14 protein-coding genes are annotated in these 14,450 nt (G+C 65.7%); 9 read left to right on the top strand and 5 right to left on the bottom strand.

All coding sequences use genetic code 11. The features are described from left to right. Positions 1-11: 11 nt before the first annotated feature. The 4 genes from BTO20_RS24325 to BTO20_RS24310 are packed head-to-tail and all read right to left on the bottom strand — an operon-like array spanning position 12 to position 3,835. Positions 12-1,454 (bottom strand): class I adenylate-forming enzyme family protein, encoded by a 1,443-nt coding sequence (locus BTO20_RS24325; protein WP_087078635.1) that lies wholly within the window; start codon positions 1,452-1,454, stop codon positions 12-14. Next, positions 1,454-2,227 carry an enoyl-CoA hydratase/isomerase family protein gene (locus BTO20_RS24320; protein WP_087078634.1) on the bottom strand — a complete coding sequence of 258 codons (774 nt, stop codon included), beginning with the start codon at positions 2,225-2,227 and terminating at the stop codon, positions 1,454-1,456. The genes BTO20_RS24325 and BTO20_RS24320 overlap by 1 nt, the downstream gene beginning before the upstream one ends. After that, complete coding sequence (locus BTO20_RS24315) at positions 2,227-3,030, bottom strand: enoyl-CoA hydratase/isomerase family protein (protein ID WP_087078633.1); 804 nt, start codon at positions 3,028-3,030, stop codon at positions 2,227-2,229. The genes BTO20_RS24320 and BTO20_RS24315 overlap by 1 nt, the downstream gene beginning before the upstream one ends. Positions 3,031-3,052: 22 nt before the next feature. Then, complete coding sequence (locus BTO20_RS24310; RefSeq protein ID WP_087078632.1) at positions 3,053-3,835, bottom strand: enoyl-CoA hydratase/isomerase family protein; 783 nt, start codon at positions 3,833-3,835, stop codon at positions 3,053-3,055. A gap of 183 nt (positions 3,836-4,018) precedes the next feature. Here BTO20_RS24310 and BTO20_RS24305 point away from each other — a divergent pair, with 183 nt between their 5' ends. Then, the gene (locus tag BTO20_RS24305; RefSeq protein ID WP_198344046.1) at positions 4,019-4,885 is read left to right on the top strand and encodes an enoyl-CoA hydratase/isomerase family protein; all 867 of its coding nucleotides are present in this window, start codon (positions 4,019-4,021) and stop codon (positions 4,883-4,885) included. 72 nt (positions 4,886-4,957) lie between these two features. After that, entirely contained in the window at positions 4,958-6,133 is a 1,176-nt protein-coding gene (locus BTO20_RS24300; protein ID WP_087078631.1) for a thiolase family protein, read from the top strand. A 9-nt stretch (positions 6,134-6,142) separates the two neighbouring features. On the opposite strand, the gene BTO20_RS24295 is transcribed toward BTO20_RS24300, so the two are convergent. After that, positions 6,143-6,886: a TetR/AcrR family transcriptional regulator gene (locus BTO20_RS24295; RefSeq protein ID WP_087078630.1), complete on the bottom strand. Its 744-nt coding sequence runs from the start codon at positions 6,884-6,886 to the stop codon at positions 6,143-6,145. 276 nt (positions 6,887-7,162) lie between these two features. Here BTO20_RS24295 and BTO20_RS24290 point away from each other — a divergent pair, with 276 nt between their 5' ends. The 7 genes from BTO20_RS24290 to BTO20_RS24260 all read left to right on the top strand — a co-directional run bounded on the left by BTO20_RS24290 (position 7,163) and on the right by BTO20_RS24260 (position 14,449). Continuing rightward, on the top strand, positions 7,163-7,924 hold the full coding sequence (locus BTO20_RS24290) for a crotonase/enoyl-CoA hydratase family protein (protein ID WP_087078629.1): 762 nt from the start codon (positions 7,163-7,165) through the stop codon (positions 7,922-7,924). 7 nt (positions 7,925-7,931) lie between these two features. Continuing rightward, positions 7,932-8,729 carry an SDR family NAD(P)-dependent oxidoreductase gene (locus tag BTO20_RS24285; RefSeq protein ID WP_087078628.1) on the top strand — a complete coding sequence of 266 codons (798 nt, stop codon included), beginning with the start codon at positions 7,932-7,934 and terminating at the stop codon, positions 8,727-8,729. A gap of 131 nt (positions 8,730-8,860) precedes the next feature. Next, positions 8,861-9,691, top strand: a complete 831-nt coding sequence (locus BTO20_RS24280; protein WP_232490835.1) for an enoyl-CoA hydratase — start codon at positions 8,861-8,863, stop codon at positions 9,689-9,691. A 4-nt stretch (positions 9,692-9,695) separates the two neighbouring features. Continuing rightward, complete coding sequence (locus tag BTO20_RS24275) at positions 9,696-10,943, top strand: amidohydrolase family protein (RefSeq protein ID WP_087078626.1); 1,248 nt, start codon at positions 9,696-9,698, stop codon at positions 10,941-10,943. 7 nt (positions 10,944-10,950) lie between these two features. Then, entirely contained in the window at positions 10,951-12,564 is a 1,614-nt protein-coding gene (locus BTO20_RS24270) for an acyl-CoA synthetase (protein WP_087078625.1), read from the top strand. Continuing rightward, complete coding sequence (locus tag BTO20_RS24265) at positions 12,561-13,403, top strand: amidohydrolase family protein (protein ID WP_198344045.1); 843 nt, start codon at positions 12,561-12,563, stop codon at positions 13,401-13,403. Before BTO20_RS24270 ends, BTO20_RS24265 begins: the two co-directional genes overlap by 4 nt. Continuing rightward, on the top strand, positions 13,403-14,449 hold the full coding sequence (locus tag BTO20_RS24260; protein WP_087078623.1) for an acyl-CoA dehydrogenase family protein: 1,047 nt from the start codon (positions 13,403-13,405) through the stop codon (positions 14,447-14,449). Before BTO20_RS24265 ends, BTO20_RS24260 begins: the two co-directional genes overlap by 1 nt. Position 14,450: the final 1 nt, after the last annotated feature.

Genomic DNA, 14,450 nt, shown 5'->3' with positions numbered 1-14,450 from the left:
CGGCCGGGAGCTCACTCGCCGGTGAAATGCTCCCGTACCGCAACGAGATCGGGCTTGCCCGAGGGTGTTCTGGGGATCGCCTCGACGATGACCATGGCGGTGGGGATCTCGTAGCGGGCGAGCCGGCCCTGCAGGAAATCGACCAGTTCGGCGACGGTGGCGCTACCGTGCAATTCGACCATGGCCACCGGGGTTTCGCCGAGCCGTTCGTCGCCGATGCCGATCACCGCGGCGCCTCGGACCGCCGGGTGGCTCTCCAGTGCGGCCCGCACGTCGTCGGGCATGATCTTGAACCCGCCGCGGATGATGGCCTGATCGGCCCGGCCAAGAATCCACACGAACCCGTCGGCATCGATCCGCGCCAGGTCGGTGGTGCGCATCCACTCGGTGGTGTTCACCTGGGCGGGTATCACCTCGAGCAGGCCCTGCTGTCCGGGCTCGCGCGGGATGCCGTTGTGATCGACGACCCGCAGCCGCGCGCCCGGATTGGCCCTGCCGACGCTGCCCCGCTTGGTGCGCCAGTATTTCTCGTGGTCGGCCAAGGTCCAGCCGGCCACGCCGCCGCCGAATTCGGTGGCGGCGTACGAGGTCAGCACCGGAATGCCGAACTTCTCGGTGAAGGCGTCGGCGTCGTCGGCCGACAACGGCGCGGTTCCCGAGGTGACCGCCCGGATACCGGCGAGGTCCTCGCGGGTCAGGTCCGAGTGCAGCACCATGCGCAGCGCTGCCGGAACCAGCGACACGGCGCGCGGCCGGTGCTCGCGTACGGCGTCGGCCCATCGGTCGAGTTCGAACTTGGGTAGCAGGACGAACGGCCGCGCCTCGGCGATGCACAGCAGCACCCGGAACACCCCACCGACGTGCACCAGAGGCGCGTTGACGATCGCCACCCCGCGTCGTAATTCCGTTGGCGCAGCTGTATTCTCGGGGTCGTTGCCCATGACGCTGCGAGCCAGCATGTCGTAGGTGAGGTCGACGCGTTTCGGTGGCCCGGTGGTACCGCTGGTCAACATCCATACCGCGACCCCGGGGCGGCCGGCGTCAACGGCGGGCGTGGTCGGCTCCGTGACCGTCGCAGGGGAGCGGAGGTCGGAGATGCTCACGACGGTGGTGTGAGGCGACGGACTCATCAGACCGGCGATGTCGGAGGCCAGGCCGACCACCACGGGGAGCTCGAGCGTCGCGATGTCGGCCCGGGTGCGATCGTCGCCACGCGACGGGTTGATCACCACGACCGTGCCGCCGGCCTCGAGCACTCCGAGAACCGCTGCCACGTGGGCAGGCTGGTTGCGGAGCAGGATTCCGACGCGAGCCGTACTGGTCACCTTCCCGATCTGTCGGGCCAATGCGGCGATCTCGCCCCAATTGCACCAGACGCCGCCGTACTGGATTGCCCGAGCCTGAGGTTGCAGGTCGAGCACCCCAGTGATGCGCCGGGACAGCGGGTGTGGCATCAACGAATCCGTGGCACGGTCTTGGCGATCGGACGAGCGGTCAATTCGGCCTTGGCGATCGGATTGCCCAGGCGGGTGTAAATGAGGCCCTGATCCATGGCGGCCCGGTACGGCTTGTCCAGCGACTCCCAGATGGCTTTCACGGTGCCCTGCGTGGCGGTCGGGGGTTTGGTCGCGATGGCCGCGGCGATCTGCTGGGCGCGTCCCCAAAGATGGTCGCGGGCGACCACTTCGGTGACCAGGCCGATGCGCAGCGCCGTTTCGGCGGCGACCCTTTCGTCGTTGCCCATCAACGCCATCCGCAGGGTTTCGCCCAATCCGATGCGGCGCATCAGGCCGACCGGCTCCAGCGCGGACACCAGCCCGGCGCTCACATGGGAATCGAAGAACGTCGCGTCGGTCGAGCAGATCACCACGTCTGCTTCGTTGACGAAGTAGAGCGCGCCGGCCGTGCACATGCCCTGCACGGCACACACCACGGGTTTCCACATCTTCTGCCACTTCGGGCTCAACAGCTCGCCCGGATCCTCGTGGTTCCACACGATATCCGGTTGCCCATAGCTGGATTTCACATCGAGGCCGGCGCTGAACGCCCGGTCCCCGGCCGCCCGCAGCACCACGGCATTGATGCCTTCGTCGGTCTTGACGGTGCGCCAGACGTCGCGCATCTCCTCACACATGGTGCGGTTGAAGGAGTTCAGCGCTTCGGGGCGGTTCAGCGTGACCGTCGCGACCCGTGATTCATGGTCGAAGTCGACGAGCAACGTTTCCATCACCGGGCCTGCCAGTTGGGCTTGCGCTTCTCCACGAACGCCTGCGGCCCTTCGCGGGCGTCCTCGGTGCGCACCACGCGTTCGCGGAACGTCTCGGCCAGGATCTCGCCTTCGAGCAGCGGCAGGTCGAGGGTCTTGTGGATGGCCAGCCGGGTACCCCGAACAGCCAGCGGCGCATTGGAGTTCACGATGTCGGCGATCTCGTGGGCACGCTGCAGCAGCTCGTCATGCTCGACCACCTCGGTGATCATGCCCAGCTCGTAGGCCCGCTCGGCGCTCATCCGCTCGTGCTTGCCCATCAACGCCATCCGCAACGCGACCGACCGCGGTAGTGCGCGGGCCAGGCGAACCATCTCGCGGGCGGCGACCAGACCGATGCTCACATGTGGGTCGAAGAATGTCGCCTTGTCCGAGGCGATCACGATGTCTCCCGTGGTCACCCAGTCCAGCCCTGCGCCGCAACAGATTCCGTTGATCGCGGCCAGAACCGGCTTGGCCATCCGGCGGAACGGGGGAGTGCCCTCCTGGGGCGCCTCCCACTGGTCGTAGGTGGACAGGTAGGGCCGCTCGTAGATGACCTTGCCGTCGGCGGGAATCTCTTTGACGTCCGCGCCGGTGCAGAATGCCCGGCCGCTACCGGTGACGATCAGCAGCCAGACGTCGTCGTCGCCCTCGGCTTGATCGTAGGCGGCGCGCAGTTCGGTGATCATGTGCGGCGACAACGCGTTGAGGGCGTCGGGACGGTTCAGCGTGATGGTTGCCTTGTGCCCGTCGACCTCGTATTTGATGGTGTCATAGGTCAATTGAGTTCCTCACTGCCGGTGTCTAGCGCCCTTGGAAGTCGGGGTCCCGCCGCTCCCGGAAGGCCGCCAGGCCTTCCTTGAAATCACTGGTGCGGCAGGCAAGCTCAAGATTGAACAGTTCCTGGTTCATGGACTGGTTCAGCGTGGCGTGCTGGCCGTAGGCGATGGCCTGCTTGGCCAGGCCAAGGGCCACCGTCGGCCCGGCGGCCAACCGGGCCAGCAATGCGTCTGCTGCGGCGTCGACCTCGTCGGCGGGCACGGCGTCGTGGATGAGTCCCCAGTCGGCGGCTTGTGTTCCGGTGATCTTCTCGCCCAGTAGCAGCATCCGCCTGGCGCGGGCCACGCCGGCCAGTCGCGGGAGCAACCACGTCCCTCCCGAATCGGGGCTGAAACCACGGCTGAGGAAGGGTTCCCAGAAGGTCGCGCCATGCTCGGCCACGGTGAAATCGGCGGCCAGTGCCAGGTTACAGCCGAGTCCGACCGCCCAGCCTTTCACTGCGCACACGACCGGCAGTTGGATGGTCGCGACCAGTTCGATGATCCGGTGTGCGCCGTGCGGGATACGCCGCACCAGATCACCGGAACGGGGACGGGGGCCGGTGCTGTTGGTGGCAATCCAATCGGCACCGGCACAGAAGTCTTTTCCTGCGCCTGTGATGGCCACTGCCCGCAGCGAGTCGTCGGACGCGGCGGCGGTCAGGGTGGTGGCCAGCATGTCGATCATAGTGTGGTCCAACGAGTTACGCCGGTCGGAGCGTTCGATGGTGATGCGCAGGACGGCGCCGTCGCTGGCTGTGGTGATCACCTGTGTGCGACCCTTTCCAGGTACATACCGTTGACCATACAGTAGGTGATGCGGTTAATATCCTGTACAAATTAGCAAGGAAAGGTCGCCGATGGAAGGACGAGCGTCGCGCCTCCGGCCGCCTCGGATCGCCGAGATCGTGGCGTCGAAACTGCAAAACCCTTGAAGCGAGGCTGATTTCGCATGACCGATGACCGGGTGCTCTTCGAGGTCGACGCGGATCACCGCATCGCCACCATCACGTTCAACAATCCCACACGGCGCAACTCCTACGACGCGGTCATGCGGGACGCGGTCGCCCGCTACCTGGACATCGTTGCCGACGACGATGACCTCACCGTGGTGCTGTTGCGGGGTGCCGGAGGGGTCTTCAGCACCGGGGCGGACATGAACAATGCCTACGGTTGGTATGGCGATGGAAACACGCGGACCGACGAGAGCAGGCCCAGTCAGCGTCGTCGACTGACCGTGGACCGCAGGACCTTTGGGTTCTACCACAATTTCATGGGCTTTCCGAAGATCACCGTGGGCGAGATTGGGGGATATGCGCTCGGGGGAGGGTTCGAGATGGCGTTGATGACCGATATCTCCGTGATCGCGCGCGACACCAAGATCGGCATGCCTGCCACTCGGTTCCTCGGCCCCGCGCTGGGCAGCCTGCACATGTTCTTCCATCGCCTCGGCCCGGTGTTGGCCCGGCGCATGCTGCTCACCGGCGACATCATCGAAGCCCGCGCGATCGAACACCTCGGCATCTTCACCGACACGTGCGACGCCGATCAGGTTCGGTCCAGGGCGCAGTACTGGGCGGCCAAGGCGGCCAAGATGCCGGCCGACGGCGTCGTCATCGCCAAGGAAGCGTTCCGACTCGTCGAGCAGAGTCAGGCGTACCAGGGCGAGGAGGTCGCGAGTTACCTCTTCCACGCCTACGGAACCAACCTGCAGTTCTCACCCGGCGAATTCAACTTCGTCAAGACGCGCGCCGAGCACGGCACCAAAGAGGCGTTCCGCATGCGTGACGAGCATTTCCACGTTCCCGAGCCGCAGTAGCCAACCGCGTGTCGCGGCACCTACAGTAGGTGCTACGTTTACATTATCAACCAATATCGTAAAGGTGGAAACATGCCGACACCCGTCATCGTCGGTGCAGCCCGCACCGCCATCGGCCGGTCTTTCAAGGGCACGTTGGTCAACACGCCGCCCGAAACCCTGATCACCACCGTCCTGCCCGAGGTCGTCCGTCGTGCCGGCATCGCTCCCGAGACCATCGACGACCTCATCTTCGCGGAATCGAACTACGGTGGGGGCGACATCGCGCGCTACGCCGCAGACGCCCTGGGCTGGGAGTCCGTCCCGGGGCAGTCGGTGAATCGGCACTGTGCGGGCAGCCTCACCGCGATCGGCAACGCGTCGGCGCAGATCGGCTCCGGCATGGAGCGGGTCCTGGTGGCGGGCGGTGTGCAATCGCTGTCGTCGTCCCCGCTGATGAAATGGCGGGTGCCGGGCCCGGAGCTGACCTTCATCGAACCCTGGATGACGCCCACGCACGTGGAAACCCCCGACGCACCGATGCGGGACATGTCGATCACGGTCGGGTGGAACACCGCACAGGCCGCTGGGATCACCCGCGAGGAGATGGACGCCTGGGCGGCCCGGTCGCATCAACGTGCCATCGCGGCGATCGACGAGGGCCGGTTCCTCGACGAGATCGTGCCGTTGAAGGTGACCCAACCGGACGGCTCGGTGGTCGAGTTCAGCGTTGACGAGCACCCGCGTCGCGGCACGACTGCCGAGAAGTTGGCGGAGCTCAAGGTCCTGCACCCGGAGATCGAAGGATTCTCCATCACCGCGGGCAACAGCAGCGGCACCAACGATGCTGCCGCTGCTGTCACGCTCGTCGATGCGGACTACGCCGCCGCCGAGCGACTCGGTGTGCTGGCCACTGTCAAGGCTTGGGCCGCAGTCGGAGTCGCGGCGCGCGACACCGGTCTGGGTGGGGTCAAGGTGATCGGCAAAGTGCTCGACCGCGCCGGGCTCAAGCCTTCTGACGTGGCGCTGTGGGAGATCAACGAGGCCTTCGCATCGGTCCCGATCGCGGCGGTTCGCGAATACGGTCTCGATGAAGAATTGGTCAACTTCTCCGGAAGTGGCTGCAGCCTCGGGCATCCCATCGCCGCCTCCGGTGCGCGCATGGTCACCACGTTGGTCTACGAGCTGCGGCGCCGTGGCGGTGGCATCGGCGTAGCCGCCATGTGTGCCGGTGGCGGGCAGGGCGGCGCAGTCGTGATCGAGGTGTAGTCGACTGGGTCAGACCGCCTTACGGCGGCCCGGCGCCTTCTTGGCGGGCTTCGCGCCCTGCTCGATCAACCGCGCAGCATGGTCGAGGATGCATTCCAGGCCGTACTCGAAGTTCTTCTCGTCGGCGGCGCCGATGCGGTGGCCTTCACCGGTCACCTGCGCGATGAGGGGAGTGGTCTCGGGGTCGATCACCATGGTCTCCTCGTAATCGCCTGGCGCGTTGTCGTTGGCCCGGTTCTTCTCGTAGAGCCGGTGCAGCACCACCGATCCGCGGACGTGCACAGAGACCGCCGAATAGGTGTCGAACGCGTCCTCGACCGAAAGTCCGGCTTCGACCAGACCACTGATCGCGGTTTCCATCTCCTGGACGCCCAGGCGTGCGGCTCGCGGACTCAGTGCCGACCGGATCAGGATCAGATCACAGAGGATGGGATTGCCCATGAACGCCGTGCGCATCGTCCGCGCGTGGTTGGCGAGTGACTCGCGCCAATCCTTGGCTTCCACATACGGCGTCGCGACGACGAATTCGCGCAATGCGCGATCGGTCATCGCGTTGAGCAGATCGTCCTTCTTGCGGAAGTACCAGTAGATGCTCGTGACACCGACGCCGAGGTGTTTACCGAGCAGCGGCATGCTGAGGTTGTCGATCGATACCTGCTCGGCGAGTTCGAACGCGCCGGCGATGATGTCGTCGGGGTTGATGGATCCTCGTTCGCGGCGCTGACGCTTCTCCGCGGTCGGTTGCTTTGCCACTGCGGACACCTCCATCGAAATCGATACTGCTCAGGCAGTTCCTGCGCCGCGGGTCAACGCCACCGAATTTACCGTCAGCTACCACCTGAACTGCGCCTACGGGCGCGTGTCTTGCGGGTATTGTCACCGTCAACCTTACCGGTAGACCTCCCGTAGCTTTGCCCTGCGGTTGTTTCCAGGCCGTCGCTGGGCGATGGCGGACGGTCCGCCAGCCTATTACTGTAATCCATATAGTAGGCTTTTCCGGGGAATTGGACCGCGAGCGAAGGGGCACCGGTGTCAGAGGTAGTTCTGCGGGAGCGTCAAGGTCGAACGCTCATCATCACGATCAACAGGCCGGAGGCCCGTAACGCGTTCAATCTGGCGGTCGCCCAAGGCCTCGCCGATGCGGTCGACGAACTCGACGACACTGCAGAGCTCTCGGTGGCGGTCATCACCGGCGCGGGCGGCAACTTCTGCGCCGGCATGGATCTGAAGGCGTTCGCCTCCGGGGAACTGCCCCACGTGCCGGGCCGTGGAATCGGGTTCACCGAACAGCCGCCCCGCAAGCCGCTCATCGCCGCGGTTGAAGGCTATGCGCTGGCCGGTGGGACCGAGATCGTCCTCGCCACCGATCTGGTGGTGGCTTCCAAGGCGGCCAAGTTCGGCATCCCCGAGGTGAAGCGTGGTCTGGTCGCCGCGGGCGGCGGTCTGTTGCGGCTGCCCAAGCGCATCCCGTACCAGAAGGCCCTCGAGTTGGCGCTCACCGGAGACAGCTTCACCGCCGAGGAAGCCGCGGCATGGGGCTTCGTCAACAAACTCACCGAGCCGGGGGAGGCGTTGGCCGGGGCCCTCGAGCTGGCCGAGCGGATCACCGCGAACGGCCCGCTCGCGGTGGCGGTGACCAAGGAGATCATCATCAAGTCGGCCGGCTGGTCCGAGGACGAGATGTGGAAGAAGCAGGGCGAGTTGATCACTCCGGTGTTCACGTCGAAAGACGCGATCGAGGGTGCGACGGCGTTCGCCGAGAAGCGTGCCCCGAACTGGACCGGCTCCTGACCGACCGATGGATCTCGGGTTCGCCGGAGCGGCCGCCGTCGTCGTGGGTGGTGGCCGGGGCATGGGTCTGGCGACCGCGCAATGCCTGGCCGACGACGGTGCTCGGGTGGCCGTCGTCGGGCGCTCCAAAGACGTACTCGACGCCGCCGCAGCCGATCTCGCGAGCCGGGGCTCCCCGGACGCCGTGGCCATCGTCGCCGACACGCGCGACGCGGCACAGATCGAGCAGGTGTTCACCGAGGTCGGTGACCGCTGGCGCGGCGAACTCAATGTGCTCGTCAACACCGTCGGCCCCGGCGCCGCAGGCACGTTCGAGGAGTTGACCGACGCGCAGTGGCAGGAAGCCTTCGATGCCGGGCTGATGGGCATGGTGCGATGTATCCGGGCCGCGTTACCGCTACTTCGCAAAGCCGATTGGGCGCGGATCGTCAACTTCTCGGCGCATTCGACACAGCGGCAGAGCACCCGGCTGCCCGCGTACACCGCCGCCAAGGCCGCGGTGAACAGCGTTTCCAAGAACCTCTCGCTGCTGCTGGCCAAAGACGAGATTCTGGTCAATGTCGTTTCGCCGGGCAGCATCTCGTCGGAGGCCCTACTGGGATGGGCCCAATCGGTCGGCGTCGACGGCACTGATCCCTACCGGTTGATGGCCGCGATCGACGAGCATTTCGGACATCCCGCGCACCTGCCGCGAGCCGGTCTTCCCGGCGAGATAGGGCCGGTTGCGGCTTTTTTGGCCTCGCGTCGCAATTCCTACATGACCGGGGCGAACATCAACGTCGACGGAGGCTCGGACTTCACCTAGCGAGGCCTGAAAGCCACATCGAGACGACGTATTCCACGCTGGGATCGATGACCCTCCGGCACCGCCTTTGCGCTGGTCGCAGGCGGGTCCGCGGCCTTGCGGAATGCTCTACCGATAGGTATACAGTATCTGTGGCTGCAGACAGTTCTGTGGGTGATCGGGTGGCGACCGAAGCGGTGCTCTACGACGTCACCGACAGCGGCGTCGCGGTTCTCACACTCAACCGGCCCGAGCGGCTGAACTCCTGGGGTGCCGACATCTCTGCCGGGGTCTACGCGAGTTTCGACCGCGCCGAAGCCGATCCGGCGGTGCGCGTCATCGTGCTGACGGGAAGCGGTCGTGGGTTCTGCGCCGGTGCGTACATGGGATCCATGGCGGCCCTTGGCGAATCGATCAACGAGGACACCGACGTCAGCAAGATCGTCGGCGAGCGGCATCCGCACTTCCTCACCGCCCTGCGCAAGCCCGTCATCGCGGCCATCAACGGGGCGTGCGTCGGCATCGGCCTGACCCATGCCCTGATGTGTGATGTGCGGTTCGCCGCTGCGGGCGCGAAGTTCGCCACCGCGTTCCCGCGGCGAGGCTTGATCGGCGAGTACGGCATCACCTGGATCCTGCCGCGGCTGGCGGGCTGGGGCGCGGCGGCCGATCTGTTGTTGAGCGGCCGCACGTTCCATGCCGAGGAGGCCGCGCAACTCGGCCTCGTGAAAGAGGTTGTGGCGCCCGAGGATCTGTTGCGCCGAACACTGGAGTATGCCGAGGACCTGGCGCGCAACTGCTCGCCGGCGTCGATGGCTGTCATCAAACGGCAGCTGTACGGCGATGCCCACGATGACGTGCTGGCTGTCAGCAGCCGCGCGGAGCGCCTCATGCACGAGTCGATGGTCCGGCCCGACCTGGTCGAGGGCATCACCGCGTTCTTCGAGAAGCGACCGCCGAATTTCCCGCCGCTGAAAGGTTGATGACATGACCGATTCCCCAGACCGGCTGCCGTACTTGGCCGTTGACGTCGACAATCACTATTACGAGCCGGTCGACGCCTTCACCCGGCACCTGCCCAAGGAATTCAAGCGCCGTGGCGTGCAGATGGTCGCCGACGGCAAGCGCACCCTGGCAATGATGGGGGAGAAGGTCAACCACTTCATCCCCAACCCGACCTTCGACCCGATCATCGAACCCGGCTGCCTGGACTTGCTCTTCCGCGGCGAGATCCCCGACGGTGTCGACCCCGCATCGCTGATGAAGGTCGACCGGCTCTCCGAGCACCCCGAATACCAGAACCGCGACGCAAGGGTTACGGTGCTGGACCGCCAGCGGCTGGAGACCGTGTTCATGCTGCCGACTTTCGCGTGCGGTGTCGAGGAGGGGCTCAAGCACGACATCGAGGCGACCATGGCCTCGGTACACGCGTTCAACCTGTGGCTCGATGAGGACTGGGGATACGACCGGCCCGACGGCCGGATCGTCTCGGCGCCCATCATCGCGCTGGCCGATCCCGAAAAGGCGGTCGAAGAGGTCGAATTCGTGCTGGGCCGCGGCGCGAAGCTGGTGTTGGTACGTCCGGCTCCGGTGCCGGGTGTGGTGAAGCCGCGCTCGCTCGGTGACCCGTCGCACGATCCGGTGTGGGCGCGGCTGGCCGAAGCCGGTGTGCCGGTGGGCTTTCACCTTTCCGACAGCGGATACCTGGCGATCTCGGCGCTGTGGGGCGGCAAGGCGACGTTCGAAGGGTTCGGCAAGCGTGACCCGCTGGACAATGTATTGCTCGACGACCGGGCCATCCACGACACGATGGCCTCGCTGATCGTGCATCAGGTGTTCACCCGACATCCCACGCTCAAGGTGGTCAGCATCGAGAATGGCTCGTATTTCGTCTACCGGCTGATCAAGCGATTGAAGAAGGCCGCCAACAATGCGCCGTACCACTTCAAGCAGGATCCGGTCGAGCAACTGCGCACCCATGTGTGGATCGCGCCGTACTACGAAGACGACGTGAAACTACTTGCCGACACCATCGGGGTCGACAAGATTCTCTTCGGGTCGGATTGGCCGCACGGCGAGGGATTGGCCGACCCGACCACGTTCACCGCCGACATTCCACAATTCCCGGAATTCAGCCATGACGACACCCGAAAGGTCATGCGCGACAACGCGCTGGAACTGCTCGGTGATCCACAACGGACCGCGCCGGGTGCCCGCCACCTGGTGTCGGTCTAGCGCCGCGATGGGTGAGTGGACCATCGGCGCCGTCGTCGACGCGATCGCCGATGCGGTGCCGGACCGGGAGATGACGGTGTGCGGTGAGCGCCGCACGACTTTCGCCGGGGGCGCCGACCGTACCCGCCGACTGGCGAATTTCCTGGCGTCCCGCGGTCTGGGTGCGCATCGGGAACGTCGGGAACTGCACCGGTGGGAATGCGGGCAGGACGTGGTCGCACTCATCATGCACAACGATCTGTATCCCGACATGGTGATCGGTTGCCTCAAGGCCCGCACGGTGCCGGTCAACGTCAACCACTACTACTCGCCTGGCGAGGTCGCCGACCTGCTGGCCTACCTGAAGCCACGCGCGGTGATCTACCACCGCTCGTTGGGCGCGAAGTTCGCCGACGTACTCGACGTGGAATTGCTGATCGGCATCGATGACGGTGACGGAGCGGAACTGAGCGGCGCCCTGTCACTGGATGACGCTCTGGCGCACGGAAGCGATGACCGTGTCGGTCCGGTGTCGCCCGATGACCTGTTGATGATCTGTACCGGCGGCACGACGGGACGGCCGAAGGCTGTGTTGTGGCGGCAGGGTGACATCTACGTGTCCTCGATGAACGGCGCCGATCACGACGCGGTCGACGAGATCCACGCCAAGGTCGCCAACGCGGGTCCACCGTGGTTCGCGGTGTCCCCGTTGATGCACGCCGCAGGCCTGTGGACGGCGTTTTCCGGGCTGCTGTCCGGCCAGACCGTCGTATTGCATGACACCAGGCCGAAATTCGATCCACGCACCGTACTGGAAACCGCCGAACGCGAGAAGGTCGGCCTGATGACGATGGTCGGCGACGCCTATGCCGCACCGATCGTGGAGGAATTGGGCCGGCATTCTTATGACCTGTCGTCGATGTTTGCCATCGGCACCGGCGGTGCGGCCACCAACCCCAAACACCAACGGGCGCTGCTGGAGCACATTCCGCAGATCACCGTCATCAACGGATTCGGCTCGTCGGAGACCGGAAACATGGGTTTCGGGCATACCCAGCGTGAAACGCCCACCGCCGACACCTTCCAGTTGCGTTCCGGCGGCTTGGTACTCGCGAACGACTACGCCCGGTTCCTGCAGCCGGGCGAAACCCAAGTCGGCTGGGTGGCACGCACCGGGCGAATCCCGTTGGGCTACTTCAACGATGCCGAAGCCACCGCCAAGACCTTCCCTGAAGTCGGCGGCGAACGCGTGGTCGTCTCCGGTGATCGGGCATCGTTGGAGGCCGACGGCACGCTGCGGTTGTACGGACGCGACTCACTGGTGATCAACACCGGCGGCGAGAAGGTGTTCGTCGAGGAGGTCGAAGAGATCCTGCGCACCGTCCCCGAGGTCATCGACGCGGTGGTGATCGGTAGACCCAGTGAGCGCTGGGGCCAGGAAGTTGTCGCGATCGTGGCGCCGCGTTCCCCGCTGGAGGTGGACGTTCTGCAGGAACACTGCGCGGCGTGGCTCGCGCGGTTCAAGATTCCCAAGGACGTGGTGTTCGTCGAGGCGGTGCGCAGGCTCGGCAACGGCAAGGCAGATTACCGCTGGGCCCAGAGCGTGGCGACCGCAGGCCAGACGAAGAGAGAATGCGTATGAGTCACAAGGTCATCGATTGTCTGGCCAACGTGCACTTCGGCGAGACCGAGAACCAGCCCACCTTCATGACCAAGGTGCGCGACGACTACTTCAAGGGTCCGCAATCGATGTACGCCCCGATCGACCTCGCCGAACTGCTCGACGAGATGGACACGCACGGGGTGCACCGGGCCATCCTGATGGACTCGCTGGCCAAACCATCGGTGACGGCGCGGAAGTTCGTCGAGGCCCACCCGGAGCGCTTCGCACTGGCGATGGGTGGGGTCGACCTGCTGCGACCCATGCCGTCGTTGCGCGAACTCGCCGCCGTGGCCCGTGATCTTCCGGTGGCCTACGCCGTGGTGGGGCCGAGCTTCTGGGGTGACGGACAGTACCCGCCCAGCGACGCGGTCTATTACCCGCTGTACACCAAGTGCGCCGAACTCGAACTGCCGTTGTGCGTCAACACCGGTATCCCGGGGCCGCCCATTCCCGGGGAGGTGCAGAACCCGATCCACCTGGACCGGGTGTGCGTGCGGTTCCCGGAACTCAAGCTGTGCATGATCCACGGGGCCGATCCGTGGTGGGACATCGCGATCCGGATGCTGATCAAATACCAGAACCTGCGGTTGATGACGTCGGCATGGTCGCCGAAACGGTTGCCGGAGAGCCTGTTGCACTTCATGCGCACGCGCGGCAAGGACAAGATCATCTTCGCCTCGGACTTCCCCGTGCTGCGGATGCATCGTGTGGTCCCCGAGGCGCTGGCCCTGGACCTTCCCCCGGACGTGCTCGACAACTACCTGTACCACAACGCCGCCGGGTTCTTCTTCGGCGAGAGCCGAGAAGGGGAACGCTGATGGACCGCTACGAACTGCGCAGGCAGGATTACCATCTGACCGAAGATCATGTCGACCTGCAGTCCGCGTACCGGCAGTTCTTCAAGACCCATTGCGATATCGACACGGTTCGGGCCGCCGAGCCCTCTGGTTTCGACAAGAGTCTGTGGGAACGGTTGTGCGCCATGGGCGCCACGACGATGGCCGTGCCGGAATCCTTCGGTGGCGACGGCGCGACACTCGTCGACCTGACACTGGTCGCCGAAGAGCTCGGCAGGTCGCTGGCCCCGGTGCCGTGGATCGACCATGTTGTCGCCGCGCGGCTGCTCGCGCGGTTGGGTGTCCTGAATTCCCCGGAGATCGTGCAGGGCACGCAGATCGTCGGACTCGACCCGCAGCAGGTCGCACCGACCGGGGCCCGGTTGATCCCGACGGCGTCGATCGCCGACCACCTCATCGTCCGCGACGGCCAGAATGTGGTGAAGCTGGCATTTTCCACGCGACCGGCGCGGGTCGACAACATCGGCAAGCTCCCGATGGCGTGGGTGGATCCAGCGGCCGCCGACAGCAGGGTCGTCCTGGCCGGCGGCGCGGCCGCCTTGACGGAATACCAACGCGCGCTGGATGAATGGCGACTGCTGACCGCTTCGGCATTGGTCGGTCTTGTCGAGGAGACCATGACCATCGCCGCCGAGTTCGCCAAGACGCGGTACACCCTGGGGGTGCCGATCTCGACACTGCAAGGCATTTCGCATCCGCTGGCCAATATCGCCATCGCCGTGCAGGGCGGGCGCGGCCTGGCCCGAAGGGCCGCCTGGTTTCTCGACAACGAACCCGAGGAACGGCCCGAGCTGGCGCCCTCGGCGTTCGTGTTCATGGCCGAGGAGGCGGCCAAGGCCGCCACCATGGCCGTCCATGTGCAGGGCGGACTCGGCGTGTCAGCCGAGGCCGCCGCCACTGCCTACCTGGTGCGGGCCCGCGGCTGGGCGCTCGCCGGCGGCGATCCGGGCGCCACCGCGGTGCGCATCGCCCACATCGTGACAGCCCGGGAAAGCGCGAAGGCTTAGG

The organism is Mycobacterium dioxanotrophicus, from assembly GCF_002157835.1.
GTDB classification, from domain to species: domain Bacteria; phylum Actinomycetota; class Actinomycetes; order Mycobacteriales; family Mycobacteriaceae; genus Mycobacterium; species Mycobacterium dioxanotrophicus.
This window is presented reverse-complemented; position numbering and strand designations above follow the sequence as displayed.

Coding starts and splice junctions, on each gene's coding strand:
- BTO20_RS24285 (WP_087078628.1), top strand. CDS start 7,932: ATGGATCTCGGGTTCGCCGGAGCGGCCGCCGTCGTCGTGGGTGGTGGC.
- BTO20_RS24260 (WP_087078623.1), top strand. CDS start 13,403: ATGGACCGCTACGAACTGCGCAGGCAGGATTACCATCTGACCGAAGAT.
- BTO20_RS24320 (WP_087078634.1), bottom strand. CDS start 2,227: ATGGAAACGTTGCTCGTCGACTTCGACCATGAATCACGGGTCGCGACG.
- BTO20_RS24300 (WP_087078631.1), top strand. CDS start 4,958: ATGCCGACACCCGTCATCGTCGGTGCAGCCCGCACCGCCATCGGCCGG.
- BTO20_RS24325 (WP_087078635.1), bottom strand. CDS start 1,454: ATGCCACACCCGCTGTCCCGGCGCATCACTGGGGTGCTCGACCTGCAA.
- BTO20_RS24305 (WP_198344046.1), top strand. CDS start 4,019: ATGACCGATGACCGGGTGCTCTTCGAGGTCGACGCGGATCACCGCATC.
- BTO20_RS24265 (WP_198344045.1), top strand. CDS start 12,561: ATGAGTCACAAGGTCATCGATTGTCTGGCCAACGTGCACTTCGGCGAG.
- BTO20_RS24275 (WP_087078626.1), top strand. CDS start 9,696: ATGACCGATTCCCCAGACCGGCTGCCGTACTTGGCCGTTGACGTCGAC.
- BTO20_RS24270 (WP_087078625.1), top strand. CDS start 10,951: ATGGGTGAGTGGACCATCGGCGCCGTCGTCGACGCGATCGCCGATGCG.